Source organism: Janibacter terrae (assembly GCF_039636765.1).
Taxonomy (GTDB): Bacteria; Actinomycetota; Actinomycetes; order Actinomycetales; family Dermatophilaceae; genus Janibacter; species Janibacter terrae.
The window spans coordinates 149555-174788 of sequence record NZ_CP144167.1; the positions used below are offsets into that span (position 1 = coordinate 149555).

Annotated in this window: 26 protein-coding genes and 1 riboswitch; of the genes, 17 read left to right on the forward strand and 9 right to left on the reverse strand. The window is 73.8% G+C overall.

The window, feature by feature from the left end; translation table 11 throughout:
* Entirely contained in the window at positions 1-1209 is a 1209-nt protein-coding gene (locus V3C34_RS00775; RefSeq protein WP_338537402.1) for an MFS transporter, read from the reverse strand.
* A complete protein-coding gene (locus V3C34_RS00780; RefSeq protein ID WP_346007795.1) occupies positions 1206-1910 on the reverse strand; it encodes a DUF1361 domain-containing protein in 705 nt (234 codons plus the stop codon). Before V3C34_RS00780 ends, V3C34_RS00775 begins: the two co-directional genes overlap by 4 nt.
* 54 nt (positions 1911-1964) lie before the next feature.
* Between V3C34_RS00780 and V3C34_RS00785 the strand changes: the two genes are divergently transcribed.
* From V3C34_RS00785 to V3C34_RS00795, 3 genes are read left to right on the forward strand one after another with little or no spacing between them, the layout of a single operon-like run.
* A complete protein-coding gene (locus tag V3C34_RS00785) occupies positions 1965-2549 on the forward strand; it encodes a DinB family protein (protein WP_346007796.1) in 585 nt (194 codons plus the stop codon).
* 11 nt (positions 2550-2560) lie between these two features.
* Positions 2561-3382, forward strand: coding sequence for a hypothetical protein (locus tag V3C34_RS00790; protein ID WP_346007797.1), 822 nt, complete (start codon positions 2561-2563; stop codon positions 3380-3382).
* 42 nt (positions 3383-3424) lie between these two features.
* A complete protein-coding gene (locus V3C34_RS00795) occupies positions 3425-3916 on the forward strand; it encodes a hypothetical protein (RefSeq protein WP_068328497.1) in 492 nt (163 codons plus the stop codon).
* Between the two features lie 80 nt (positions 3917-3996).
* On the opposite strand, the gene V3C34_RS00800 is transcribed toward V3C34_RS00795, so the two are convergent.
* From V3C34_RS00800 to V3C34_RS00815, 4 genes are all read right to left on the reverse strand, one after another.
* Positions 3997-4407 (reverse strand): hypothetical protein, encoded by a 411-nt coding sequence (locus V3C34_RS00800; RefSeq protein ID WP_346007798.1) that lies wholly within the window; start codon positions 4405-4407, stop codon positions 3997-3999.
* A 20-nt stretch (positions 4408-4427) separates the two neighbouring features.
* Positions 4428-6110, reverse strand: coding sequence for a hypothetical protein (locus V3C34_RS00805; RefSeq protein ID WP_346007799.1), 1683 nt, complete (start codon positions 6108-6110; stop codon positions 4428-4430).
* Positions 6107-6871, reverse strand: coding sequence for a hypothetical protein (locus V3C34_RS00810; protein WP_346007800.1), 765 nt, complete (start codon positions 6869-6871; stop codon positions 6107-6109). The genes V3C34_RS00805 and V3C34_RS00810 overlap by 4 nt, the downstream gene beginning before the upstream one ends.
* An 88-nt stretch (positions 6872-6959) precedes the next feature.
* Entirely contained in the window at positions 6960-7451 is a 492-nt protein-coding gene (locus tag V3C34_RS00815; RefSeq protein WP_346007801.1) for a flavodoxin family protein, read from the reverse strand.
* Positions 7452-7576: 125 nt separating this feature from the next.
* Here V3C34_RS00815 and V3C34_RS00820 point away from each other — a divergent pair, with 125 nt between their 5' ends.
* The 12 genes from V3C34_RS00820 (at position 7577) to V3C34_RS00875 (ending at position 18968) form a co-directional block, all read left to right on the forward strand.
* A complete protein-coding gene (locus V3C34_RS00820) occupies positions 7577-8344 on the forward strand; it encodes an SAF domain-containing protein (protein ID WP_068328483.1) in 768 nt (255 codons plus the stop codon).
* Entirely contained in the window at positions 8344-9138 is a 795-nt protein-coding gene (locus V3C34_RS00825) for a hypothetical protein (RefSeq protein ID WP_068328478.1), read from the forward strand. Before V3C34_RS00820 ends, V3C34_RS00825 begins: the two co-directional genes overlap by 1 nt.
* Positions 9135-10757: a CpaF family protein gene (locus V3C34_RS00830; protein ID WP_068328477.1), complete on the forward strand. Its 1623-nt coding sequence runs from the start codon at positions 9135-9137 to the stop codon at positions 10755-10757. Before V3C34_RS00825 ends, V3C34_RS00830 begins: the two co-directional genes overlap by 4 nt.
* Positions 10754-11629, forward strand: coding sequence for a type II secretion system F family protein (locus tag V3C34_RS00835; protein ID WP_245634785.1), 876 nt, complete (start codon positions 10754-10756; stop codon positions 11627-11629). Before V3C34_RS00830 ends, V3C34_RS00835 begins: the two co-directional genes overlap by 4 nt.
* Positions 11626-12537, forward strand: a complete 912-nt coding sequence (locus V3C34_RS00840; RefSeq protein ID WP_068328473.1) for a type II secretion system F family protein — start codon at positions 11626-11628, stop codon at positions 12535-12537. The genes V3C34_RS00835 and V3C34_RS00840 overlap by 4 nt, the downstream gene beginning before the upstream one ends.
* Before the next feature lie 128 nt (positions 12538-12665).
* Complete coding sequence (locus tag V3C34_RS00845) at positions 12666-12878, forward strand: hypothetical protein (protein WP_068328469.1); 213 nt, start codon at positions 12666-12668, stop codon at positions 12876-12878.
* A gap of 4 nt (positions 12879-12882) precedes the next feature.
* Positions 12883-13329 (forward strand): TadE/TadG family type IV pilus assembly protein, encoded by a 447-nt coding sequence (locus V3C34_RS00850; RefSeq protein WP_068328466.1) that lies wholly within the window; start codon positions 12883-12885, stop codon positions 13327-13329.
* The gene (locus tag V3C34_RS00855; protein WP_245634784.1) at positions 13326-13757 is read left to right on the forward strand and encodes a TadE/TadG family type IV pilus assembly protein; all 432 of its coding nucleotides are present in this window, start codon (positions 13326-13328) and stop codon (positions 13755-13757) included. The genes V3C34_RS00850 and V3C34_RS00855 overlap by 4 nt, the downstream gene beginning before the upstream one ends.
* On the forward strand, positions 13757-14245 hold the full coding sequence (locus V3C34_RS00860) for a hypothetical protein (protein WP_068328463.1): 489 nt from the start codon (positions 13757-13759) through the stop codon (positions 14243-14245). Before V3C34_RS00855 ends, V3C34_RS00860 begins: the two co-directional genes overlap by 1 nt.
* Positions 14217-17441: a LysM peptidoglycan-binding domain-containing protein gene (locus V3C34_RS00865; protein ID WP_346007802.1), complete on the forward strand. Its 3225-nt coding sequence runs from the start codon at positions 14217-14219 to the stop codon at positions 17439-17441. The genes V3C34_RS00860 and V3C34_RS00865 overlap by 29 nt, the downstream gene beginning before the upstream one ends.
* Before the next feature lie 10 nt (positions 17442-17451).
* Complete coding sequence (locus V3C34_RS00870) at positions 17452-18375, forward strand: PKD domain-containing protein (protein WP_068328457.1); 924 nt, start codon at positions 17452-17454, stop codon at positions 18373-18375.
* The gene (locus V3C34_RS00875) at positions 18372-18968 is read left to right on the forward strand and encodes a hypothetical protein (RefSeq protein WP_068328455.1); all 597 of its coding nucleotides are present in this window, start codon (positions 18372-18374) and stop codon (positions 18966-18968) included. The genes V3C34_RS00870 and V3C34_RS00875 overlap by 4 nt, the downstream gene beginning before the upstream one ends.
* 1 nt (position 18969) lies before the next feature.
* Here V3C34_RS00875 and V3C34_RS00880 read toward each other — a convergent pair whose 3' ends face one another.
* Both V3C34_RS00880 and V3C34_RS00885 read right to left on the reverse strand, forming a co-directional pair.
* Positions 18970-21195 (reverse strand): ATP-binding cassette domain-containing protein, encoded by a 2226-nt coding sequence (locus V3C34_RS00880; RefSeq protein WP_346007803.1) that lies wholly within the window; start codon positions 21193-21195, stop codon positions 18970-18972.
* A gap of 3 nt (positions 21196-21198) precedes the next feature.
* Positions 21199-21843 carry an ECF transporter S component gene (locus tag V3C34_RS00885; RefSeq protein ID WP_346007804.1) on the reverse strand — a complete coding sequence of 215 codons (645 nt, stop codon included), beginning with the start codon at positions 21841-21843 and terminating at the stop codon, positions 21199-21201.
* An 80-nt stretch (positions 21844-21923) separates the two neighbouring features.
* Positions 21924-22026: riboswitch (TPP riboswitch) on the reverse strand.
* A gap of 126 nt (positions 22027-22152) precedes the next feature.
* Between V3C34_RS00885 and V3C34_RS00890 the strand changes: the two genes are divergently transcribed.
* Both V3C34_RS00890 and V3C34_RS00895 read left to right on the forward strand, forming a co-directional pair.
* Positions 22153-22440 (forward strand): DUF4235 domain-containing protein, encoded by a 288-nt coding sequence (locus tag V3C34_RS00890; protein ID WP_255218340.1) that lies wholly within the window; start codon positions 22153-22155, stop codon positions 22438-22440.
* Complete coding sequence (locus V3C34_RS00895) at positions 22440-23417, forward strand: NAD(P)H-quinone oxidoreductase (protein WP_346007805.1); 978 nt, start codon at positions 22440-22442, stop codon at positions 23415-23417. Before V3C34_RS00890 ends, V3C34_RS00895 begins: the two co-directional genes overlap by 1 nt.
* Before the next feature lie 97 nt (positions 23418-23514).
* On the opposite strand, the gene V3C34_RS00900 is transcribed toward V3C34_RS00895, so the two are convergent.
* Positions 23515-25179 (reverse strand): FAD-binding dehydrogenase, encoded by a 1665-nt coding sequence (locus V3C34_RS00900; protein ID WP_338539260.1) that lies wholly within the window; start codon positions 25177-25179, stop codon positions 23515-23517.
* Positions 25180-25234: the final 55 nt, after the last annotated feature.

Below are 25234 nucleotides of genomic sequence, written 5' to 3' on the forward strand. Positions count from 1 at the left end.
TCATCCCGAGTGCGCGACGAGCGTCTCGCGGGCACGCAGCCACGGGATGACCGCGAGCGCCGAGACGAGGCCGCTCAGGGCGAAGGCCCACTGCCAGCCCCACAGGTCGGCGACCGCGCCGATGACCACGGGACCGCCGATGCCGCCGGCGTCCTGGCACATCTGGAAGGCCGCGAGCACCTTGCCCCCGGACCGGCCGTTGCCGACGACGTCGGCGACCGTGGCCTGCTGCGCGGGGTTGAGCAGGCCGGCCCCGACGCTCAGCACGGCGGTGAGCGCGAGGATCACGGCCAGGCTGCCCGCGAGGCCCATGGCGCCCATGCCCACGGCGCTCAGCGCCAGGCCGAGGATGATCGGACGACGGCGGCCGAGGCTGTCGGCGAGCCGTCCGGAGAACTGCAGGGTGATCGCGGTGGTGGCCGCGCCCACGGCGAGCGCCACGGCCGCGGCCCAGGTCTCACCCACGACCGCGACGGCGAAGAGCGGCAGGATCGCGACCCGCACCCCGAAGTTGGTCCAGCCGTTGGCGAAGGCGGAGACCATCGCGGAGCGGTACGCGCTGTCCTGCAGGGCCTCGCCGACGGTCATCGGGGGGACGGACGCGTGGGCCGGGTCGGCGCGAAGGGGGGTCCCCCGCAGCATGATCGCGACGAGGGCCGCGGCGATGAGCAGCGCGACGCCGTAGACGACGAAGGGGACACGCATCCCGAGCTCGCCGAGCGCGCCCCCGATGACCGGCCCGATGACCCCACCGATGAGGAAGGCGCTGCCGTACATCGAGGAGACCCGGCCGCGGATGAGCGGCGGCGCCATGCGCACGAGCAGGGCCATGGCCGAGACGGTGAACATCGTCGACCCGATGCCGCCGAGCGAGCGGAAGACGAGCAGCTGCCAGTAGGACTGCGCGAAGGCCGAGGCGCCCGTCGACAGCGCGACGATGACCAGGCCGATGATGTAGATCGGCCGCTCGCCCAGGCGGGTGACGAGCGCGCCGCCGGCCGGGGCGAAGAGCAGCCGGAAGAAGGCGAAGGCCGAGACGATGACCGAGGCCGCGGTGACCCCGACGTCGAAGCTCTGCGCGAACTGCGGCAGCACCGGGGTGATGAGCCCGAAGCCGACCGCGATGACGAAGGCAGCCGCGACCAGGACCTTGATCTCGACGGGTACGGCCGGGCGCTCCCGGAGGGTCTCGGCCGAGGGGTGGGTCACCCTGCGTACTGTGCCACCCCGGTCCGACGACGACCGGCACAGGCCTGGCCGACGGCCCAGGTCAGCAGGTAGGACACGACGAGCCCCGCGGTCATGAGCGCGGCGAACTGCAGGAGGAAGGGGTTGCCGAGCGGGTCGGCGAGCCGGTAGGCGATGACGTCGACGAGGCCACGGGGGTTGGTGAGCACGTCCCAGGAGTTGAACCGCGGGAAGCGCCCGAGGTAGATCCCCAGCGAGGACAGGGCGAGCGACCCGATCGCGAGCACCCAGCCCGCGAGGTGCCCGACCCGTGCGGCGACGACGTGGTGGACGAGGAGCAGGGAGGCCAGCCCGAGGAGCAGCCCGGTGCCGGCGAAGGCCCCGATGAGGAGCACGTCGAACCACAGCGGTGCGCCGGGGATCGCCCCGACGTGGATGAAGTCGGTGAGGATGTACGGCGCGTTGGGCAGGAAGAGCAGCCACACGACGCCGAGGCCGACGAGGAGCCAGCCGGGCGAGCGCACCCGGTGCAGCACGAGCAGCGCGAGCGCCAGGACGTACGGCACCCAGGCGAGGAAGAGGTTCCAGTGGAGGAAGGCGAAGACCGGGGCCCCGGTGCGCTCGGCGCGCACGTCCTGCAACCCAGCCGCCAGCACGGTGCCGGCGAGCAGGAGCGCGGTGAGCCCCGCGAGCCATCGTGCGGGGTGGGAGGACTGTGACATCCCACCGAGCCTAGGGGCCAGACCTTGGGACAACCTTGGGACAGACTGAGTGCCATGCCAGACCTCAAGGAGCAGCTGCACGGTCACCTCAGGGCCCAGCGTGCGGCGCTGCGCCTCAAGCTCGAGGGTGTGCCCGAGCGGGAGGCGCGCCTGCCCCGGACCCCGACGGGCACCAACCTCCTCGGCCTCTACAAGCACGCGGCGGCCTGCGAGCTGGGCTACTTCGGCGAGACCTTCGGACGGCCGAGCGAGATCGTCCTGCCGTGGGCGCGGCCGGGCGTGGAGCCGGACGACAACGAGGACATGTTCGGCACCGAGGACGAGTCGCTGGCGGACGTGCTCGCGTGGTGCGAGTCCTGCTTCGCCCACGCGGACGCGACGATCGAGGCGCTCCCGCTCGACGCCGAGGGGACGGTGGCGTGGTGGCCGGCGGACCGCAACGCGGTCACGCTCGCGCAGGTCCTCGTCCACGTCGCCCTCGACGAGGCTCGCCACGCCGGGCACGCCGACATCCTGCGTGAGCAGCTCGACGGTCGCGTCGGTCTGCGCTCCGAGGGCAACAACCTGCCGGCGTGGGACGAAGGGGGCTGGCGCGCCTACGTCGAGCGCCTCACGCGCATCGCCGACCAGCACGCCTGAGAGGACCGGTCGTGGACCTGTCGGACGCCGTCGACGAGATCTACGGAGCCCCGCTCGCGGACTTCGTCGGGACGCGCACCCGGTGGGTCACCGCCGCGAAGGACGGTGGTGACGACGACCTGGCCCGGGAGATCAAGGCCCTGCGCAAGCCGACGGTCGCCGCACACCTGCTCAACACCGTGGCCCGCGAGGAGCCGGCGGTCGTCGCCGCGCTGACCGACCTCGGCGAGCGCATGCGCACCGCCCAGTCGCAGGGCGACGGGGTGGCCCTGGCCGACCTGCGTCCCGAGCGGCGCGAGCGGATCGACGCGCTCGTGGCCGCGGCCGGGCGCGCCGCGAAGGAGCGGGGGGTGTCGTACGCGCCCGCCGCGCAGGAGGAGGTGTCGGCGACCGCCGTCGCGGTCCTCGCGGACGAGGGCAGCGGGCGGGCCCTGGCGTCGGGCCGGCTGCTGCGCCCGCTCTCCTACGCGGGCTTCGGCGAGGTGGAGCTCGACGACGCGGTGGCGACCCCCCTTCGCCTCGTGCCGCCGCTGCCCGACACGGAGACCGTCGCAGAGCCCGACGACGAGCCTCAGGACGACGAGCCCCAGGACGACGAGGCCGAGACCGTCGACCCCGAGCAGGAGGCAGCGGAGGCGGCCCGTCGGGAGGCCGCCGACGCGGCCCGCGACGAGCTGCGCGAGGCCGAGCGCGAGCTGGCCGCAGCCCGGCTCGCGGAGTCCGAGGTCCGCGCGCAGCTCGTCGCCGCACGTGACCGGGTCAACTCGGCCGAGGCGCGCGTGGCGGACGTGACGCGCGCCCTCGGGCGGCTCGGGACACGCCGGGACGGTTGAACCTGCACGGGTTCGGCTGCCCGGCGCGGGATCATGGCACACATGAGCACGGCGCGCACGACCTCCACCACCAGCCACCCCACGGACCTGCCGACCCGGGCCGCGCTGCAGACGATCCGGGCCGAGGACCTCGAGGCCATGCTCGCGACCGATGACGACGCGGTCGACACCGCCGTCATCCCGCGCCTCGCCTACCGCGACGCCGTCGAGGAGTCCGCTGCCGCAGTCCAGAGCGTCGTGGTCCCCGTCGCCGAGCCGGAGCCGGTCGCCGAGGCCGTCGCCCCGCCGATGGGCCACAGCCTGCGCAGCCGCCACGCCACCCCCGAGTCGGTCACGGCGATCCGCCGCAACCTCGTCGCGGTCGCCTGCGTGGCCGTCGCGGTCGTCCTCATCGGCTCTGCCGTGACGTGGTCCGGCGGCTGGGTCGCCCTCGTCGCCTACGCGGTCCTCGTCGCCGTCGCGGGCCTCACGCTGCGCCGCGCCAACGCGCGCTACGCCCCTCGCCACAGCCGCTACAGCCCGCGCCACGCCTGAACGCCACGATCTCCCGGCAGGACGCGAAGGGGGGATCCCGCCGACCGGCGGGATCCCCCCTTCGTGCTCCGCACGTGCGGTCAGTGGGTGGCCTCCCACAGGGAGCCGCCGTCGCGCACGCCGGGGTAACCGAGCTCGTCGAGCCGGCGGGGCCGCCCGTCCTCGCCCGTGACCGACAGCTTGATCCGGACGCCCGCCGACTCCTCGCCGAGGACGTCGCTGGCCCGGCGCAGGGCGTCGTCGACGACCGCACCGGTGTCCCCCGTGACGCTGAAGGCGCCCCGGACCAGGGGCCCCGTGTACCCCGTGCCCGCGTCCACGTCGTGCACGGTGATCTCGGTCGAGGTCACGCCCGGCGTCGTCGCGATGGCCTCGACGACCTCGGTGCGCCAGGCGTCGCCCTCGGGGACCGGGTTGTCGTCCCCGCCGAAGAACGAGCAGGCGCCGAGCAGCGAGCAGCTGCTGACCAGGATCACCGCGGCGACACGCATGACGCCATCCAACCGCATCGTCACCGGCGGCCGGTGCCGTACTCGGTGATGCGCACCGAGCCCGGGTCGTCGGTGAGGAAGACGTCGATGCCGGCGCTGGCCGCGTAGTCGGTGAGGGCCCGGTTGCCCGCGGCGATCTCCCGGCGCACGGTGTCGGCGTACTGGTCGTAGTGGTGCGCGTTCATGGCATCGGGCACGCCGAGGGGGGCGACGCCGGGGTTGGGGTCGACCCGCACCTGCGTCACGTGGTCCCCCGAGCCGGCGAGCGCGGGGTCGAGGTTGGGGATCGGGGTCATCGGCAGGACGACGGTCGGCAGCGGGCCGGGCAGCGGCAGCGGCACGGGCGGTCCGGCGAGGGCGTCCCCGAGGTCGACCATGGGCACGATGTCGTTGGTGTGCTCGATGGCGAGCGTCCGCACCCCCTCGGGGATGCTCCGGCTGTCGTTGGGCGAGCCCTGGGTGATCATGTGGGTGACGTCGTAGCGGTCCATGAACTCCGGGTCCTGGACGAGCTCGCCCGTCACCATGCCGCCCTGGCTGTGGCCCTGGAGCATGACGGGCGCGTCCGCCGGGATGCCCGCCTCCGCCATCGCCGCCATCACCGCCTCCATCGAGGCGCTGCGCCGGCCCGCCTGCAGCTCGAGGTTGGAGGTGTTGTCGAAGGCGTCGTCGCCGCCGGTGACCGACCCCGGGAAGTCGAAGAGGCCGCTGGTCCCCGGCACCGTCACGACATAGGCGGACGTGCCGTCGGGCTGCACCACCTCGGTCACCCGGACGTGCCGGTTGTCGCTGCCGCGCCCCTCGGTGGAGTCGTAGGTGTCGCTCTGGATGTCCATGAGCGCGTCGAGGTCCGTCGGGACCCGACCCCGGCCGTCCGGCGTGCTCGTCGTGAGCTCGTGCCGGGACGTGACGACGCCGTCGCCGCTCTCGAGGATCCGGTGGTCCTCGCCCGTGAGCAGGTTGACGCCGAGCCCGGCGGTGCGGCCCGCGAGCAGCAGCCCGCTGGCGAGGACCTCGTGGAACCGCGGCCAGCGGCCCTCGGTGAAGACCTGCGTGAGCTGCTCCCCGACGTCGACCACGGAGGGCCCCAGGCGGGCCAGCGCCTCGACGCCCGCGTCCCAGCGGGCGAGCACCTCGTCGTCCCAGAGCCGGCGCGCGACGTGGGCGAGGTCGTCACCGCGGTCGCCGAGCCAGTCGAGGCCTCCGCGGCCCCACTCGGCGAGGTCGTCACCGCGGTCCCCGGCCCAGTCCCACGCGTCCTCGACGGTGTCGGTGCCGCGGTCCCAGGCGTCGCGCGGCCCGCCGAAGGGATCGGGCAGGTCCCAGCCGCCGCCGAAGCCGCCCCCGAAGAGGTCGTCGAAGACGTCGTCCGGGACGACGTCGGGCGCCCCGGGTCGGTCGGGCCAGCCCGGTCCCCGGCCCCCGCCCCCGACCGCGTCGGAGGTCGCCTCCTGCTCGCCCGCCTGGCGCAGCAGCGCCCGGTGCATCGCGACGAGGGAGTCCGCCGCGCCCTCGAGCGACGCCGCGCCCGTCTCCCACCCGACGCCGAAGCCGTCGAGGTCGGGCCCCGACCACGCGTCCTGCAGGACCCGCAGTCGCGACGACCCCTCGTCACGCAGTGCGCGCAGGCCCTCCCCGGACCGGCCGAGCCCCGCGGCGATCGAGCGCACCCGCTCGACGTCCATCCCCTCGCGGACGCTCATGACGCGGTCTGCCCCACGCGCCTCCGCAGGTCGAACGCCCCCACGGCCAGCCAGGCGACCTCGTCGGCGACGGTGCCGTGCGGCACGTCGACGACCGTGACCTCGTCCCGGAGGAGGCGCACCTCGAGGAGACGGTGGTCGTCGGCCTCGAGCCAGTGCCGGCTCGTGACGAAGGGGGTCGACGTCCCGTTGTCCACGCGCAGCGCCAGGTTGACCTCGACGTCGGCGCCCGCGAGCGCGGCGAGCACGCTCTCGGGCAGTGCGGTGCGCTCGGGCACCTCGGCGATGACGCCGACGGTGCGCTCGTCGGTGGCGGTGGCAGCGCTGCCCTCGGCCCGGACCGCGGCGGACGGTGGCAGGACCCGCTGGACGGCCGGCCAGACCAGGCGCGGGTCGAAGAGCGCGATCTCGACCGCGTCCTCGACCGCCTCGACCTCGACGTGGGCGTCGGTGACGCGCAGCCGGCGACGCTCGGTGACCGAGAGCCCGATGCCCGGGGTGAGGGCGAGCGTGCTGCTCATGCCGGACCGGCCGAGCCGCGAGTCGACGCGCAGCCCGACGGGGGCGCGCGAGGCCCCGCCGAGCACCCGGGCCCACCGGGGCCGCAGGGCGCGCTCCGCGGTGCAGAAGCCGGCCTCGACGAGCTCACCCCAGTCCTCGTCGCGGCCGTCCGGGGCGCGTCCGCGCACCAGCTGCGTCAGCAGGTCGAGACTGCTCGCCCGGATCGTGCGGGCGCGAAATCGCGTGGTCTGGGCGGCCATCTGGGTCCCCTCATGGCACCGGTCGTCGTCCTGACCGACCGTAGGGAGAGGTGACGCAGGGGGGAATGGGGAGCGCTCCCCTTCGCCCTCAGGCCAGGAGCGCGGCCAGGGTCCCGCCGAGCTCGCGGGCGCGCTCGAGCGCGGCCTCTTCGACGTCGCCGAGGACCTCGAGGACGTCGGCGGACTGCCGCCAGCCGAGCGCACCGACGATGGAGGTGACCGCGCGGACCGCACCGGTCACGTCGTAGCGGCCGTGGACCCACAGACCGAAGGGCCGCTTGGCGGTCGGCCCGGCGCCGGTGGGGTCACCGCCGCCGGAGTCGTCGAGCGCGCCACCGACCTGGAGGAAGGTCGAGTCGAAGAAGTGCTTGAGCGCCCCGGACATGTACCCGAAGTTGGCCGGGGTCCCGAGGAGGTACCCGTCGGCGGCGAGGACGTCGTCGGAGGTCGCCTCCAGGGCCGGGACGACCTGCACCTCGACCCCGGCGATGTCCGGGTGGTGCGCGCCTTCGAGGGCCGCGTCGAGCAGGGCGCGGGTGGACCGGGTCGGGCTGTGGTGGACGACGAGCAGACGGGACATGTCCCCATCGTGCCCGCGCCGCCCGCGGATGACCACGTGCCCACCGTGCCCTAGCCTGAACCCGGACATCCGGGGGCGGTGCCGACGACTTCCCTCGGGCACGTACGCACCAGGGAGACCCACCGATGACCGCCCCCACGCCCGAGCCGCCCCCCGAGCAGGCCACCCGACGCACCCGCTCGGGCAAGGACTCGAGCAACGTCGAGCTCGCCACCGCGCCAGAGCCGCCGAAGCTGCGCCGTCGCCCGATGCTCGTCGCGCTCTCGGTCCTGCTCATCGCGCTGGGCGCGCTCCTCGGCGCGTGGCTGCTGTCGTCGCTCTCCGGCACCGAGTCCTATGTCGCCGTGCGCGAGGACGTCCAGCGCGGCGAGCAGATCCAGGAGACCGACCTGGTGCGCACCCAGCTCAAGCGGGACGGCGCGATCTCCCCGGTCCTGTGGAGCCAGCAGGGCGTCATCGTCGGCACCTACGCCACGGTCGACATGGCGAAGGGGTCCCTCGTCACCCGGGAGTCGGTGGCCGCGGAGATCGCCCCCCGCGCCGGGCACCGCGAGGTCGGTCTCGCCCTGATGCCCGGGCAGTCCATCGCCGGCGAGCTGCGCAACGGCGAGCCGATCGAGGTCGTCATCGTCCCGGCGAGCGCGGACGCGGGGGCCCCGCAGGAGCCGGTCGCCGGGTACGTCCTGAGCGCGCGGATGTCGGAGGACGGCCAGACCCGCCTCGTCGACGTCGAGGTCCCCGAGAGCCAGGCCAAGGCCATCACCGCGGCCGCCTCCCGGCAGGAGGTCGCGATCCAGGTCGCGTCCGCGCAGACCGGCTCGGACGCCGGTGCCTCCGAGGACACGGGGTCCACCGGGTCCACGTCCCCGAGCTCGAGCAGCACGAGCAGCTGATGGCAGTCGTCACCCTCTTCTCCGCCTCGGGCTCGCCGGGCGTCACGGTCTCCTCGCTCGGGCTGGCCCTCGCCTGGCAGCGCCACGTCATGCTCGTCGACGCCGACCCGTCGGGGTCCTCGTCGGTGCTCGCGGGCTACCTGCAGGGGCAGACCGCCCATGACCGCGGGCTGCTCGACCTCGCCGTCGCCAACCGCGTCGGCAACCTCGGCTCCGCGATCGCCACCGTGTCGATGACCCTGCCGGGGTCGTCCGTGGAGTTCGTCCCCGGCATCCGCTCCCACCAGCAGGCGGCGTCGATGACCAATCTGTGGGAACCGCTCTCGGGGGTCCTGCGCGGCATGGAGCAGCGCGGCGTCGACGTCGTCGTCGACGCCGGACGCGTCGGTCTGGCCCACGCGCCGCTGCCGATCGTGCGCTCGTCCGACATGTCGCTGCTCGTCCTGCGGAGCGACCTGCCGGCCGTCGCGGGTGCGCGCGCCTGGGCTCACTCGCTCCGCGAGCAGATGGCCTCCGTCGGGGCCGCGCACCAGCTGGGTGTCCTGCTCGTCGGCCCGGGCCGGCCGTACACCAGCCGGGAGATCCGCTCGGTCCTCGGGCTGCCGGTCATCGCCGAGCTGCCCTTCGACCCCGAGGCGGCGTCCGTGTACTACGCGGGCACGCGCCCGAGGAAGAACTTCGCCACCGGCCCGCTCAACCGCTCGCTCCGCGCGACCGTGAGCTCGGTCCAGGGCCTCATCGCGGGCAACCGCCAACGTCTGGGCCAGCGCGTCCACGAAGGGGGGACCCAGTGACCACCCCTCCCGGCGGCCGCCCTGACGACCCGACCGCCCTGCCGCTCTTCGCCGCGCAGCCCGACCCGGACGAGCGCACCCACCCCCGGGACGAGGTCGCCCAGCGTCTCGCCGCCGGCGCAGGCTCCGTCTCGCCGTACGACCGGCACGCCGCCCCCGAGCACACACCCCCGCCGCCCACGTGGGGGATGGCGCCCGCGAGTGCCACGGCCTCCATGCCCTCCATGCCCGCCACTGCGACGCTCCCGACCGTCCCCGCCCAGCGGCTGAGCGCGGACGTCGCCCACGCGAGCGAGGTCGACTGGTCGCAGGTGGCCGAGCTGCGCACGCAGGCCTCCGAGATGCTCACCGGTGCCTTGCAGGACCGCCAGCACATCGAGCCCGCGGCGCAGCGGGAGCTCGGCCGCTCGATCATCGTCGAGCTGCTGCAGACCACGGCCGCCAACAACCTCGCCGTCGGTCGCCGCGCGTGGTCGATCGACGAGCAGGACCGCATCGGTCAGGCCGTCTTCGACGCCCTCTTCGGCCTCGGCAGGCTCCAGCCCCTCGTCGACGACGAGCGCGTGGAGAACATCGAGATCACCGGCTGCGACAACGTGCTCCTCGAGTACACCGACGGGACCCTGCGCCCCGGCCCGCCCGTCGCGGAGAACGACCAGGAGCTCATCGACTTCCTCGTCTTCCTCGCCTCGCGCTCGGAGGTCAACGCCCGTCCCTTCTCCGAGGCGCAGCCGCGCCTGCACATGCGCCTCGACGGCGGGGCACGACTGGCCGCGACCGCGTGGGTGACGCCGCGCCCTTCGCTCGTCATCCGTCGCCACCGGCTGCGCGAGATCACGCTCGAGGAGCTGTCCGCGCGCGGGATGCTCGACTCCGTCGCCGTCTCCTTCCTGCGGGCGGCCGTCAAGGCGAAGAAGAGCATCGTCGTCGCGGGCGCCCAGGGCGCCGGCAAGACGACGATGGTCCGCGCCCTGTGCGCCGAGCTCGACCCGTGGGAGCGCATCGGCACCTTCGAGACCGAGTACGAGCTGCACCTGCACGAGCTGCCCGACAAGCACCGCCGCATCGTGGCGTGGGAGTCCCGCCCCGGGTCCGGGGAGGTCGGCCCCGACGGTCGTCAGGCCGGTGAGATCCCGCTCGACGACCTGCTCTACGACTCCTTCCGGTTCAACCTCTCCCGGCAGATCGTCGGTGAGGTCCGCGGTCGCGAGGTCCTCGCGATGATCAAGGCGATGCAGTCCGGGTCCGGCTCGATCAGCACGACCCACTCGGCCAACGCCATCGGCGCGATCCGCAAGCTCGTCACCTGCGCCATGGAGGCCGGCTCGCACGTCACCGAGGCGTACGCCCAGCGGGCGATCGCCGAGCACATCGACGTCATCGTCCAGGTCCAGCTCGACACGACCCCGACGGAGGACGGCCAGGCGCGCCGCGAGCGCTACATCAGCGAGATCATCGTCATCCATCCCGGCGAGGACGGTCCGGCGACCACCCACGTCTTCCAGCCCAGCCCGCACGGCGGGCCGCCGACGCCGGGCATCCTGCCCGACGACTACCGGGCCCTGGCGCGGTGGGGGTTCGACATCGAGGGGTACTTCGCCCGGGCGGGCGCACCGTGAGCCCCTGGATGATCGGGGCACTCATGGGCGCCCTGGTCGTGGCCGGCCTGATCCTCCTCGTCGAGGGCCTGCGCAAGGTGCCACCGCGCGCCAAGAAGGTCAAGGTGGCCGCGGGTGCCCGCGACAGCGCGTGGGACCGGCTGCCGCGACGGACGCAGCAGATCATCATCGTCGGGGTCCTGGCCGGCCTCCTCTTCGCCCTGGTGACCGGGTGGGTCATCGCCATCGTCCTCATCCCCGCCGCCATCATCGGCCTGCCGTGGCTGCTGAGCTCGGGGGACGCCGCCGCCCAGGTCGACCGCCTGGAGGCCATGGAGGAGTGGACCCGCTCGCTCGCCGGCGTCCTCACCGTCGGGGTCGGCCTCGAGCAGGCGATCGTCGCGACGCTGCGGTCGGCACCCAAAGAGATCCAGCCGGAGGTCAACCTGCTCGCCGCCCGACTGCGGGCGCGCTGGCCCACGGAGGAGGCGCTGCGCGCCTTCGCCGACGACCTCGACGACTCGACCGGCGACCTGCTCGCCGCCAACCTGCTGCTCGGCGCCCAGCGTCGCGGTGCGGGCCTGGCGAGCGTCCTCGAGTCGGTGGCCGTCTCCGTCGGCGAGGACGTCCGCTCCCGCCGGATGGTCGAGGCGGACCGGGCGAAGCCACGGGCCACCGCCCGCTGGGTCACGATCATCACGCTCGTGGTCCTCGTCGTGCTGTTCTTCTTCACGGACATGCTCGACCCGTACCGCAGCGGGATCGGCCAGCTCCTCCTCGCCGTGCTCCTCGCCGCCTACGTCGCCGCGCTCGTGTGGATGAAGTCGATGGCGAAGGGCAAGAAGCTGCCTCGGTTCATCGGCAACGAGGTCGCCCGGGAGGCCCAGCCGTGACCACGTCCCTGCAGATCGCGATGCTCGCGGGTGCCCTCGTGGGCCTGGGGGTCTCGCTGCTCATCTGGCGGATCCGGCCCGCGCAGGTCGACCTGGCGACCGCCCTCGACCGCCTCTCCTCCGACCGCAGCCTCTCCGGCGCCGCCGTCGCAGCGGAGACGGAGACCGACGGCGACTCCCGGGACCGGCTCGGCCGCTGGGCCATGCGCACGCTGCCCCTCGACTCGCTGGCCGCCCCGCCGTACCGGGAGCTGGCGCTGATGCGCGTGCCGGTCCACCGCTTCTACGGCGAGAAGGTGCTCTTCGCCATCCTCGGCGCCTTCCTGCCCGTGCTGGTGATCTTGATCCTCCAGACCTTCGGCCTCGGCCTGCCGTGGATCGTGGCACCCGGAGCCAGCGTCGTCGGCGCCATCGCGATGTTCTTCCTCCCGGACTACAACATCAAGGACGACGCCAAGGCCGCCCGCAAGGAGTTCGGCCGCGCCCTCGCCTCGTACATCGACCTCGTGGCCCTGGAGCGCAACAGCGGGTCGGGGCCGCGGCAGGCCATGGAGATCGCCGCGAACATCGGCGACTCGTGGGTCTTCCGGCGCCTGGCCACCGAGCTGGCGCGCTCCCGCTGGTCGGGCCTGCCCCCGTGGGACGCCCTGCGCAAGCTCTCCGACGAGCTGGGCCTGCCCGAGCTCGCCGACCTGGCGGACATCATGCGCCTGTCCGGCGAGGAGGGGGCGCAGGTCTACGCGACCCTGCGCTCCCGCTCGCAGTCCATGCGGACCGCCGAGCTCAACTCCGCCCTCGCGGAGGCCAACGCGACCGGGGAGCGCATGTCCCTGCCGATGTCGGCGCTCGGTCTGATCTTCATGATCATCCTCGTCACACCGGCGCTGCTCGAGGTCTGGGGCACCTGAGCCCCGTCGACGTGCGATGACGGGGAGTTCTCTCCTTGGGTCCCCGGGAGGACTCCGATAGCCTTGGGCCCGTCCGGGGGGACACGCCAGCCCCGGGCGTCACCTCACGTCATCCGGGAGCACTCACCATGATCCAGCTGTTCGCGACGTTCCAGGTTCTGGGCGCCCAGACCATGGACTACCTCGACCGCCAGGCCGACGTCATCGACCGCGCCCGCCAGGACCGCGGGTCGATCACCATCGAGCAGGTGCTCTGGGCCGTGGCGGCCATCACCGTCGTCGGCATCGTCTTCACCGCGATCAAGACCTTCGTCCAGCGCAAGACCAGCGAGATCAACTGATCACATGACCGCAGGCAGGGGACGCCGATCACGGTCGGAGCGCTGGCGCTCCGACCGAGGCGCGCTGACGCTCGAGCTCGTCGTCCTCCTGCCCCTCGCCCTGAGCATGCTGCTGCTCGCCGTCCAGGGCGCCGTGTACTACCAGGGCCGCACCGTGGCCATGGCCGCGGCCCAGGACGGCGCGCGGGGAGCGGCCGCGTTCCGGGCCACCGACGCCGACGGGAGGTCGGCCGCGTTGGCCTTCGCCCGCAAGGCCGGCGGTGAGGGCCTGCTTGAACGTCCTGAGGTGCGGATCGAGCGCGACCAGGTCGCCGGGACGGTGACCGTGGAGGTCCGCGGGACGACGATGTCGCTCGTCCCCGGGTGGGACCCGACGGTCGAGCAGTCCTCCACGCGCCCGATCGAGGAGTTCACCGGGGCAGAGGACTCCGGGGGTGGTGTCACGTGGTGACCCCGCGCCGATGGGCCGGCGACCGCGGCTCGGCGAGCATCGAGCTGGTCATCCTCGGTCCGGCCTTCATGCTCCTGCTCGGGCTGCTCGTCATGGGCGGGCGCCTCGCCATCGCCAACCAGACCATGCAGTCGGCCGCGAGCGCGGCCGCACGCAGCGTGACGATCGAGCGCGGGGGCGACTCCGAGGAGCGTGGCCGCGAGGCCGCGGCCCGGGTCCTCGACGAGCAGGGCACCCAGTGCACCCAGCTGGACGTCGCCCTCGACCTCACCGGCAAGGACACCGATCCCGGCGTCGTCGGCCAGTCCGTCACGGCCACGGTCACCTGCAAGGTCGACCTGAGCGGCCTCGGTCTCCCGGGGATCGACGGCGCCCGCACGGTCGAGGCCTCCGCCAAGAGCCCCGTCGACACCTACCGGGAGCGCTGATGTCCCTCCCTACGTCCCGGACGCGGCTGCGCGACGAGCGCGGCTCGCTGAGCACCTACTTCGTCTCCGCCGTCATCGCGACGATCCCGCTCGTGGGCCTGGTCGTCGACGGGGGCGGGCAGGTGCGCGCCCTCCAGCGCGCCAACGACGTCGCCGCCGAGACAGCCCGCTACGCGGGGCAGGCCATCGACAAGGGGTGCGCCATCCAGGGCGCGGAGGTCGAGGTGCCGGCTCCCCTGGCCCGGCTGGCCGCCCAGGAGTTCATGGCCGACAACCCCACCGACGTCAGGCTCGAGTCCGTGCAGGTGACCGACGGTGGCCACGCCATCACCGTGCGCACGAGCGTCACGTACGACCCGATCTTCCTCGGCGCCGTCGGCGCGGGCTCCAAGCAGCTGACCGGCGAGGCGAGTGCCTACCAGTACCGTACCGACCTCTCAGGAGAGGAGTACGACCCCAGTGAACAAGCGTACGGCTCCTGCCGCTAGGGCCAAGGGCCTGCTGGCCCTGGTCGGCATCCTCCTGCTGGTCGTCGGTTTCCCCTGGCTGATGTCCCAGATCGGCGCCGGCCCGGTCCCCGATCGGTGGGTCTCCCCCGCCGAGATGTGGGACGCCGTCACGACCCCTGACGACGGGGCCGTGCTCATCACGATCTTCCGCTACGCCGCGTGGCTGGCATGGCTCTTCATCGTCCTCTCGATCGTCCTCGAGGTCGTGGCGCGGCTGCTCGGCACCGATGTGCCCCAGCTGCCGGGCCTCTCGCTCCCGCAGGGCATCGCCCGCTACGTCGTCGGCACGGCGGCGCTGCTCTTCGTCAGCCTCCCCGCGGTCGGCAGCTGGGCGACCGCCAGCGCCGCCCCCATGCCGGGCGACGTCGGGTCCACGACAGCGTCCTCGACCGCCCTCGCAGGTGGTCTCGCGGCCACCTCCGCTGCGGGCGCCGTGGCGGACCAGGTCGCGAGCGATGCCCCCACCGCGGACCGGGCGAGCGACACCCGCGAGAGCGTCAGCCACGAGGTCGCCCGGGGCGAGAGCCTGTGGTCGATCGCCGAGCAGCGCCTCGGTGACGGCACCCGCTACACCGAGATCGTCGACCTCAACCGGGACACCATCCCGGCCTCTCACTGGATCTCACCCGGCCAGACCCTGCAGCTGCCCGCTGACGCAGCGAGCGACACCGCTCCCTCGGAGGACACCCGCACCGTCGAGGCGGGCGACACCCTCTGGGACATCGCCGAGGACGAGCTCGGGTCGGGCGACCGCTACACCGAGATCGTCGATGCGACCGGCTCGGTCGAGCAGCCGGACGGCGACCGCCTGACCGACCCCGACCTCATCAAGCCGGGCTGGACCCTCCAGCTGCCCGGCGACGGGGACGCCTCGGCGACCACGACGCCGCCCGCCGCCGACACCACCGCCGACTCCGCCGCCGACCCCGCTGCGAAGGACGCCACGACGGGTGCGGCCGGTGCCGGCGCCGGGTCCGGCGCCACCATCCACACCGCGGCCGCGAACCTCGGCAGCGACACCGCTGCCGACACCACCGCGGACGACGCCGACGACACCGACCGGGGTGCGCTCGACCCGACGCTCGCCGGAGACCCCGCGGACAAGTGGGGCAGCACCGTCCTCGGCCTGTCGGGCCTCACCGCCGCCGGCCTCGTCGCGCTCGTCGACCTGGCGCGGCGCCGCCACGCAGCGCGGCTGGGCACGCCCGACCGGTCCGACCCGACCGGGCTCGAGCGGGACCTGCGGCTCGCGGCCGACCGTCACACCGCCGAGACCATCGACCTCGCGCTGCGCCACGTCGCCGCATCCGCAGCAGACGCCGGCCGCGCCCTGCCCGGGCTGTACTCGGTCCGCATGACCCGCGAGCAGCTCGACGTGCAGCTCGCCGACCCCATGCGGCTGCCGGCGCCGTGGACCTCCACCGCCGACCCGCGGCTGTGGACCCTCGCCGTCGACCGGGCCGTGACGCTCGACCGGCAGGCACTCGCCGAGGTCGCTGCCCCCTTCCCGTCCCTGGTCGTCGTCGGCCAGGACGACGAGGGCGCCCAGGTCCTCGTCAACCTCGCGCAGGCCCGCACCTTCGCGGTCGTGGGTGCCGGCGAGCACACCCGCGAGACCCTGGCCGCGATGACGCTGGCGCTGGCGACCGCCCCGTGGTCCGACGCGACGACCGTCACGGTCATCGGGGGCGATGCGTCCCTGGAGCAGGTCATCGCCTCCCCCCGGGTGCGCTTCGTGCCCGACATGGCGACCTACACCCTCTCGGTGGAGGTCCAGATCAGCCCGACGGCCCGCGAGGTCATCATCGTCAGCGGCGACCTCGACGCCCGCGACCGCCGCCGACTCGACACGGCCGTGGCCTCCTCCCCCCGCGTCGCGCTCGCACACGCGGCGACGAGCGCCCCCGACGGTGCGGACGCGCTGACCATCGCCGACGACCCGAGCACCGCGGTCCTCTCCCCGGCATACCTGCAGCTGCACCCGCAACGCCTCAGCGAGCACGACGCCGCCCGGCTCGCCGACCTCTTCGCCCTCGTCGCCCCGTCGACCGACCGCTGGGCGCCCCCCGACGGCGAGCCGACCCTGGCGAGCATCGGCGAGGCCGCGGCCGCCATGGGCGCGCCCGGCATCATCGTCAACCCCTCCGCCGACCTGCCCGTCGACGACGCCCCCACGGTGCGCCGCTCGCAGTCGCACGACCGGGTCGCCCACGGGACGCCGGTCCGCTGGAACACGCCGGTCCACACCCCGGTGGCGCAGAGCTCGTCGACGCCGGGCGACGACGTCCCGACGGTGCGCCGCACCGGGGGCCTGGACCTCACCGCCCTGGCGAGCGCGCCCCACTGGTTGTCCAACCAGATCACCCCGACCCCGGGTACGCCGTTGCCGCCGGTCATCGCCTTCCCGGAGCGGGTCCGCGAGCTCGCCGCCCCGACGCACGCGCCGGTCCTGCGCGTGCTCGGGCCGGTCGACATCGACAACGTCGGTGAGGTGGCCGCCGCCCACCGCATGCGGCTCACCGAGCTCGCCGCCTTCGTCAACCTCCACCCGTGCGCGAGCGGCAGCGAGGTCGACGACGCCCTGTGGCCCAACCGGGCCCAGCACGACCACGTGCTCGTGCGCAACCGCGCGCTCACCGGCCTCGGCGAGTGGCTCGTGCAGACCCCTCTGCCCGACGCCGGCCGCACGGCCGCCGAGGGTCTCGTGAGCGACTGGGGACTCTTCCGCGGGCTCGTCCCCGGCGACCCCTCCGTCGCCGGGACCGACCACCTCGAGCAGGCGCTCGGCCTGGTGCGTGGCCGCCCCTTCGCCGGGGTGCACCCGCGCCACTACGTGTGGGCCGAGGCGCTGCGGGCCCAGATGGTCTTCGCCATCACGACCACGGCCACCGAGCTCGCCCGACGGCTCCTCATGGAGGGCCGCTGGGCGACCGCCCTCGACGCGACCGTCGTCGGCCTCACGGTCGAGCCCGGGGTCGAGGCCCTGTGGCGGATGCAGCTGCTCGCCGCACACGAGCTCGGGGACCTGCCCGCCGTGGAGGCCGCGGCGGTCGGCCTCGCCGACTGCGCGCGCCTCGCCGACCGCGAGCTCGAGGCGGCCTCGCTCCAGCTGCTCGCCACCCTGCCCGAGCTCACCGCGGAGCAGACGCGGACGACCACCCACCACGCGGTCTGAGGAGGCCCACATGTCCGCCCCGACCCTCTTGCGCCGCGAGCGGCTCCTCGGCGTCCTCGGCGTCACCCTCCTGCTGCTCGTCACCTCGCTGGCCACCGCGCCCCCGAGCGACGCGGGCATCTGCCAGAACTTCGGGCTCAACGCCAGCTGCCGGATCATCTTCGGCGGTGAGAAGAGCAACGGCGACGGGGGCAAGGGCGGCGGCGGCAAGGTCATCCCGCCGTGCAACCGCGGAGCGCCGGAGCACGAGGCCGTCCCCTGCGAGAACGCCGTCGGTGGCTCCTGGAGCAACGAGCGGCAGTGCTACGTCCTCGCCGCAGACCCCCAGCCCGACCCGTCGGACCCCCTGTGGCAGCGCAGGGGCAAGCTCTACACCTGCTTCGGCCTGGACGACGAGGGCCAGGTCGTCCCCAAGGACTCCTTCTGGTCCGTGCGCGAGCCGCGCACCGACAGCCCGGGCAACCTGCAGGAGGACCTCGAGCGGGGCGTGCGGACCAAGTTCCGCGCGATGTACCCCGGTCTGGCCCCCAACCCCGTGCCGATGCACTCCCGCTTCGACGGCTGGCGCATGGCTCCCGTCGGCCTGTGGGTGTGGATGTGGCCCCGCGCCCCCTTCGACTCCCAGTGGGGCCCGATCGAGGCGACCGATGAGTCGACGGGCTACTACATCAACGCACGCGTGACCCACGTCGTGTGGGAGATGGGGGACGGCACGACGAAGTCCTGCGGGAAGAGCCCGGCCTTCATGCCGTACATGCGCGACCGCACGCCGACCTGCGGGCACAAGTACAAGAAGCCCGGCAACTACCTCGTGCGGGTCACGACGCACTGGAAGATCGACTTCCGCGACGCGGCCGGTCCCGACAGCACGACGCTCTCCTTCCCGCAGTCCCTCTGGGTCCGCATCGGCGAGAACCAGGTGGTCACCAAGTGACCCGACGCCACGCGGGCGCCACCCCCTTCGTCCTCGTCGCGGTCGCCGGGCTCCTGCTCTCCGGGTGCGGCGAGGAGTACCCGGACGAGACCATCGATCGACAGCTCGTGAGCTCGAGCACGACGACGCCGCCGACCGGTGAGGAGGTGGCGAAGGAGCGCGCCCGCGGGGCCGTGTACCAGTACGTGAGCGGCCGCAACACGGTGCTCAGCGACCCCGGGAGCTACCGCGACACCTCCTCGATCGGCTTCGCCGAGGGGCGCGCGGCCACCTCGGTCGTCGCCGAGGCGGGCGAGCTCGACGTCGAGCACCACCGGATGTCCGGCCAGGCGAAGCTCACCGCCGACCCCGAGGCGACCGACATCGACCTGGACCCTCCCGCGAAGGGCGGGGTTGCGGTCGCCCCCTTCGTCGAGGTGCGCGGGTGCATCGACGAGAGCGCGACGTACGCGGTCGACGCGAGCGGCGCCAAGGTCGAGGGTTCGCAGGGGCCGGGCCCGCACCCGGTGCGCTTCCACGTCATCAACCGGCAGTGGCCCAGCCCGTCGGGGTGGCAGATCGCCTGGTTCGAGGAGCTCAAGGGCTCCTGCTGAGTCAGGCCCGCGCGGCGAGCGCGACCACGACCGGGACGAGCGCGGCCACGACGACGAGGGTGTCGGCCCGGGTCCACGGCGCCCGTGAGACCCAGGTGCGCCGGCCCGCCGTCGCGAAGCCCCGGGCGTCCATCGCCACGGCGAGGGTCGCGGCCGACCCGAGCGAGCGCAGCAGCATGCCGAAGGTCGAGGCCCACAGGTGCGCGAGCACCGACCCCGGCCGTCGCCACGTGATGCCCTGGCCGCGCAGCCGGCGCGCCCACCCGATCTCGGCCCACACCTCGCCGAAGGACTGCACGCGCTGGAGCGCCGCGCCGAGGGCGACGACCGGCCGCGGCGGCAGCCGCAGCCGCTGGGCGAGGTGGTCGGCGAGGTCGTCGGGGTCGACGAAGGCGAGGGTGATCGCCGAGGGGACGACGATGACGAGCAACCGAGTCGCCGCGGACAGCGCCGTGTCGACCTCGCGCGCCCCGAGGAGCCAGGTCGACCACCCGACGCCGAGAGCACCGAGGAGCGCCGGGACGAGCCGGATACCGAGTGCGCGCCACCGCGCGGCGTCGGTCCACCCGCCGCCCGACCCGCGCTGGTTGGCCAGACCGACGAGTGCACCGAGAGCGAGCAGCCCGAGGATCGCGAGCGAGACCTGCCAGCCCGGCGAGAGGACCGCCGCGACCATCGGCAGGGCCGCGGCGGCGAAGAGGGAGAGCGGACCGCAGCGCGACAGGACCGCACGCGGGGTGGTCCGGGGCGGCGCCGCGGGCGGTGGCACGACGGGCCTGGTCTCATCGACGAGCGCGACGAGGTCGGCGTCGTGCGTGGCGGCGACGACCGCGCCGCCGCGGGCGCGGTGCGCGAGGAGGAGCCCGGTCACGGCCGACCAGGTGCCCCGGTCCTGGCCGACCGTCGGCTCGTCGGCGAGCACGGCGGCCGGGCCGTGGGCGAGGGCGGCGGCGACGGCCAGGCGGCGCTGCTCGCCGCCGGAGAGGGTCTGCGGGTCGGCGGACTCGAGGTGGGCGAGGCCGAGCACCTCGAGCAGGTGACGGGCGCCCCCTTCGTCCGGGGCGCCGAGGGTGGCGCCGGTCAGGGTCACCTCGTCCAGGACCGTCCGCGCGAGGAGCGCGCTCGAGCTCCACTGCGGCACCCATCCGATGAGCGGCGCGACCTCCGTCGCCGGCAACCCGGCCACGTCCCGGCCATCGCCCGTCATCACACCCCCGGACGAAGGGGGCAGGAGCCCCGCGATCGCCGCCAGCCACGTGCTCTTGCCCCCACCGCTCGGCCCGGTGAGCGCCGTGGCCCGGTGGGCCCGCAGGTCGAGCGGGGTGTCCGTGACGAGGGCGGTGCTCACCTCGCTGCTGCCGTCGAGGCGGCTTCGCCGACGCTCGACGACGAGGGGGTCGACCGTGATGACCGGGTCGGTGGCCGGGACGGCGAGCGGACCGAGGTCGACGGCGAGCGGCTCGGGTGCGGGCACGCCGGGCACCCAGATGCCGTCTGCGGCGAGGGCCTCCCCGTGGTCGGCCAGGACGGTCCGTGGTGGTCCGTCGTGGTGCACCCGGCCGTCGCGGCCGAGGACGAGCAGGCGGTCGACGTGCGGCAGCCACGGCCCGAGCCGGTGCTCGACGACGACGGTCGTGACGCCGGCGGCGCCGCGGACCACGGCCTCGCGCACCCGGGCGGCACTCGCGTCGTCGAGCATGGCGGTGGGCTCGTCGAGGAGCATCAGCGCGGGGTGCAGGGCGAGGGCGCCGGCCAGCGCGAGTCGCTGCGTCTGCCCGCCCGAGAGCGCGCCGGTCGGGGTGCCGGGGTCGAGGTGGTCGAGGCCGACCGCGGCGAGCGCGGCCGCCACGCGGGCGGGCATGTCGCTCGGGTCGACCGCGACGTTCTCCAGGCCGAAGGCCACGTCGCGCTCGACGGTCGCGGCCACGGTGCCCGAGCCCGGCTCCTGCAGGACGAGCCCGACGGTGCCGGGCCGTTCCCCGGGGGCCCGGCCGTCGACCCGGACGGACCCCGTGAGGTCACCGGAGTCGACGGTGAGCAGCAGGCCGGCGAGGGCACGCAGCAACGTGGACTTGCCCGACCCGCTCGGCCCGACGAGCAGGACACGCTCGCCCGGGTCGAGCGTGAGGTACAGGTCCCGCAGGACCGGCTCTCTTCGTCCGACGGGGCGCCAGGTGAGGCCCTCGACCTCGACCCGCCCCCCGCCGGACGCATGGTCAGCGGTCACCGATCAGACGGCCCGCCGCTCGAGGAGCTCCTGCCCGGGCGGGAAGGGGTTGAGCGCGCCGGCCCGCGCGAGAGCCCGGGTGAGCAGCCACCCGCCGATGCCGGCGACGACGAGACCCGAGACGACCATGAGCGGGAGGTAGGCGAGCTTCCAGGTCCAGGTCCAGTCGGTGAAGTAGTACGCGATCTCGTAGACCCACTCCAGGGGCGCTGACAGCGCACCGGCGAGGACCGCGACGGCGGGGCCGAAGGCCTTGTAGGCGAAGATCGCGAAGGCGATCTCGGCCCCGAGTCCCTGCGCGAGCCCGGAGACGATGGTCGTCACGCCCCACTGGTTGCCGAAGAGGGCCGAGACGATCGCGGCGATGAGCTCGCAGGCCAGGGCGGCGCCGGGACGGCGGACGACGAGGCCACCGACGATCCCGGCGATGAACCAGAAGCCGACGAAGAGCCCGAAGAGGGGCTGGAAGGCGAGCCCGAGCGCGGAGATCGGGCCGTTGTAGAGCAGGCCGTAGCCCCAGTAGGCGACGCCGAAGGCCACGCCGAGGAAGGCGATGGTCAGCAGGTCGACGGTGCGCCACCGCATGAGCGGGCGGGTAGCGAGGACGGTCGCGGTGGCGCGCTCCGTCGAGGACGTGGTGGTGGTCATGATGGGTGCATCTCCTGTGTCGTAACCCACAGGGAGGACCGTGGTCGTCGACGCGACCGCAGGGTCGTGCCGGCGACGACGTCCCTTGAGACTCGACTCCCTACGCCGGTGCTAGCCGGATCAGGTACGAGGGTCTGCGGTTGCCCGCACTCTCAGCGCTGCTGCGCTCCCCTGTCGTGCCCGACCAGCATACCGAGCCCGGTGGCCCGGCGGACCGGGAGGACGTCCTGTGGCAGTGTGGGACCCGTACCGGGTGGGCGAATCCGTCGGCCACCGATCGACGTTGAAGGGAACACCGACGTGGGCAACATGGTCTGGAAGATCCTCGGCACGGGCTCGGCGATCCTGGCCGGCATGGTCGCGAACAAGATCGTGCAGGTCATCTGGTCGCGCGCCGGCAGGGACGAGTCGATCGACCCCAACAACCCGGAGAACCCGATCGGTGAGGCGATCGCCTTCGCCGCACTCGCGGGCCTCGCGATGGGTCTGGCGCGCACGATGGCCACGCGCCAGGCGGCCCACTTCTACAAGAAGTCGGCGGGCCACCTGCCCGACGCGATGCGCAACCTCGAGGGCGAGCTCGACAAGGTCTCCTGATGCGCGGCATCTCAATCAACGAGCCCGGTGACGCCGACGTCCTGCAGGTCACCGAGGTCCACCCGCCCGTGGCGGGTCCCGGCGAGGTCGTCGTCGACATGGTCGCCGCGGGGGTCAACCGCGCGGACGTCATGCAGCGCCTCGGGCACTACCCGCCGCCGAAGGGCGCCTCCCCCCTGCCGGGCCTCGAGGTCTCGGGCACGGTCCGCGAGGTCGGCCCGCAGGTCGAGGGCTGGTCCGTCGGCGACGAGGTCTGCGCCCTCGTCGACGGCGGCGGTTACGCGGAGCAGGTCAAGGTCCCCGCGGCACAGCTCCTCCCCGTGCCGAAGGGGGTCTCCCTCACCGACGCCGCGGGGTTGCCCGAGGTGGCGTGCACGGTCTGGTCCAACGTCTTCATGACGGCCAACCTGCAGCCCGGTGAGGTCTTCCTCGTGCACGGTGGGTCCTCCGGCATCGGCACGATGGCCATCCAGCTCGCCACGGCGGCCGGGGCGCGCGTGGCGGTGACGGCCGGCTCGCAGGACAAGCTCGACGTCTGCCGCGACCTGGGCGCCGAGATCCTCGTCGACTACAAGGAGCAGGACTTCGTCGAGGAGGTCCGGGCCGCGACCGACGGCCACGGCGCCGACGTGGTCCTCGACCTCATGGGGGCGAAGTACCTGCCCCGCAACGTCGACGTCCTGGCCACGTCGGGGCGTCTGGTCGTCATCGGCCTCATGGGTGGCCGCAAGGGCGAGCTCGACCTCGGCAAGCTCCTCAGCAAGCGGGCCGCGGTCATCGCGACCTCCTTGCGCGCCCGGCCCGCTGAGGAGAAGGCGGCGATCGTCGCCGCGGTCCGCGAGCACGTCTGGCCGCTCATCGAGGACGGCGCGGTCCGCCCGATCGTCCAGGGCACGCACCCGCTCGACCGGGCGGCCGACGCCCACCGCGAGCTCGAGGCGAGCGGCCACATCGGCAAGATCCTGCTCACCGCCTGACGCGACCCCTCCCCCCTTCGCATTGCCCTAGGGGAATGCAGCCGCGAGCCCGCATTCCCCTAGGGCAATGCGGGCTCCCGCGGCCGGACGAAGGGGGTCAGTCCCCGAGCTCGGCGCCCATCGCCCGCCCCGCGGTGCGGCCGGAGAAGATGCACCCGCCGAGGAAGGTGCCCTCGAGCGCGCGGTAGCCGTGGAGGCCGCCGCCGCCAAAGCCGGCCGCCTCGCCCGCCGCGTACAGCCCGCGGACCGGCTCCCCGTCGTGCCCGAGGACCCGCGCGGACAGGTCGGTCTCGAAGCCCCCGAGGGTCTTGCGGGAGAGGATGTGCAGCTTGACGCCGACGAGCGGCCCCTTCTTGGGGTCCTGGAGCTTGTGCGGCGGGTAGGCCCGCTTGGAGATCTTGTCCCCGATGTAGCTGCGGGCCACGCGCATCGCGGCGACCTGGGCGTCCTTGGAGTAGGCGTTGTCCAGCTGCGCGTCGCGCTCGTCGAGCAGGCGCTTGACGTGCGCGACGTCGAGCTGCGGCTCACCGTCCTCGACCAGCCCGTTCATCTGCGCGACGAGCTCCTCGACCGTGTCGGCCTGGACGAAGTCGGCGCCGTGGTCGAGGAAGGCCTGCATCGACGGCGTGACGTCGGCGAGCGAGCGCTTGCGGATGACGCCGCCGATGTCCTTGCCGGTGAGGTCCTGGTTCTGCTCCGACCCGGACAGCGCGAACTCCTTGCCCGCGACCGACCGGTTGGTGACGAACCACGAGTGGTCGTGGCCGGTCCGGCGCAGGTGCTCGAGGGTGCCGAGGGTGTCGTACCCCGGGAGCAGCGGCGCCGGCAGGCGGTTGCCCTCGGCGTCGAGCCACATGGAGCTCGGCCCGGGCAGGATCCGGATGCCGTGACCGGCCCAGATCGGGTCCCAGTTGCGGATCCCCTCGACGTAGTGCCACATGCGGTCGCGGTTGATGAGGCGCCCTCCGGCGGCCTCGGTGATGGCGATCATCCGGCCGTCGACGTGCGCGGGCACACCCGTGACCATGCGCCGGGGCGGGGTCCCGAGGCGCTCGGGCCAGTTCTCCCGGACGAGGTCGTGGTTGCCGCCGATGCCGCCGGAGGCGACGAGCACGACCGGCGCCCGCAGCTCGAATCCGCCCACGGGGTCGCGGTTGGTCGCGACACCGCGCTCGGCCGGGTCGGCCGCGAGCCGGACGCCTCGGACGCCGACGACGGCACCCCCTTCGACGACCAGCTCGTCGACGCGATGGCGGTGCGCGTAGGTGACCAGGCCCCCTTCGCGCGCCTCCTCGACACGACGGACGAAGGGGGCGACCACCCCCGGTCCCGTCCCCCACGTGATGTGGAACCGAGGGACCGAGTTGCCGTGGCCGTGCGCGGAGCCGTCGCCGCGCTCGGCCCAGCCGACGATCGGGAACCAGCGCATCCCCTGCTCGTGGAGCCAGGCGCGCTTCTCCCCGCCGGCGAAGTCGAGGTAGGCCTGCGCCCACCGGCGCGGCCAGTGGTCCTCGTCCCGGTCGAATCCGGCGGTGTTCATCCAGTCCGAGTGCGCGAGGTCCGCGGAGTCCTTGATGCCCAGGCGACGCTGCTCGGGGCTGTCGACGAAGAACAGCCCACCGAAGGACCAGTGCGCCTGTCCCCCGAGGTTGGCCTCGCTCTCCTGGTCGACGAGGAGGACCCGTCGGCCGGCATCCGCGAGCTCCGCGGCCGCGACGAGCCCGGCCAGTCCGTGGCCGACGACGATGGCATCTGCGTTCATGCCGTGAGCCTAGACGCGGTTACCGACAAGTAGCAATGTGGGTGCCAGCGGCCGT

Bases quoted from the DNA above. Each gene is read 5' to 3' on its own strand.
- V3C34_RS00780 (WP_346007795.1), bottom strand. From the start codon at position 1,910: ATGTCACAGTCCTCCCACCCCGCACGATGGCTCGCGGGGCTCACCGCG.
- V3C34_RS00785 (WP_346007796.1), top strand. From the start codon at position 1,965: ATGCCAGACCTCAAGGAGCAGCTGCACGGTCACCTCAGGGCCCAGCGT.
- V3C34_RS00795 (WP_068328497.1), top strand. From the start codon at position 3,425: ATGAGCACGGCGCGCACGACCTCCACCACCAGCCACCCCACGGACCTG.
- V3C34_RS00800 (WP_346007798.1), bottom strand. From the start codon at position 4,407: ATGCGTGTCGCCGCGGTGATCCTGGTCAGCAGCTGCTCGCTGCTCGGC.
- V3C34_RS00805 (WP_346007799.1), bottom strand. From the start codon at position 6,110: ATGAGCGTCCGCGAGGGGATGGACGTCGAGCGGGTGCGCTCGATCGCC.
- V3C34_RS00810 (WP_346007800.1), bottom strand. From the start codon at position 6,871: ATGGCCGCCCAGACCACGCGATTTCGCGCCCGCACGATCCGGGCGAGC.
- V3C34_RS00815 (WP_346007801.1), bottom strand. From the start codon at position 7,451: ATGTCCCGTCTGCTCGTCGTCCACCACAGCCCGACCCGGTCCACCCGC.
- V3C34_RS00820 (WP_068328483.1), top strand. From the start codon at position 7,577: ATGACCGCCCCCACGCCCGAGCCGCCCCCCGAGCAGGCCACCCGACGC.
- V3C34_RS00825 (WP_068328478.1), top strand. From the start codon at position 8,344: ATGGCAGTCGTCACCCTCTTCTCCGCCTCGGGCTCGCCGGGCGTCACG.
- V3C34_RS00845 (WP_068328469.1), top strand. From the start codon at position 12,666: ATGATCCAGCTGTTCGCGACGTTCCAGGTTCTGGGCGCCCAGACCATG.
- V3C34_RS00850 (WP_068328466.1), top strand. From the start codon at position 12,883: ATGACCGCAGGCAGGGGACGCCGATCACGGTCGGAGCGCTGGCGCTCC.
- V3C34_RS00860 (WP_068328463.1), top strand. From the start codon at position 13,757: ATGTCCCTCCCTACGTCCCGGACGCGGCTGCGCGACGAGCGCGGCTCG.
- V3C34_RS00870 (WP_068328457.1), top strand. From the start codon at position 17,452: ATGTCCGCCCCGACCCTCTTGCGCCGCGAGCGGCTCCTCGGCGTCCTC.
- V3C34_RS00885 (WP_346007804.1), bottom strand. From the start codon at position 21,843: ATGACCACCACCACGTCCTCGACGGAGCGCGCCACCGCGACCGTCCTC.
- V3C34_RS00890 (WP_255218340.1), top strand. From the start codon at position 22,153: ATGGTCTGGAAGATCCTCGGCACGGGCTCGGCGATCCTGGCCGGCATG.
- V3C34_RS00895 (WP_346007805.1), top strand. From the start codon at position 22,440: ATGCGCGGCATCTCAATCAACGAGCCCGGTGACGCCGACGTCCTGCAG.
- V3C34_RS00900 (WP_338539260.1), bottom strand. From the start codon at position 25,179: ATGAACGCAGATGCCATCGTCGTCGGCCACGGACTGGCCGGGCTCGTC.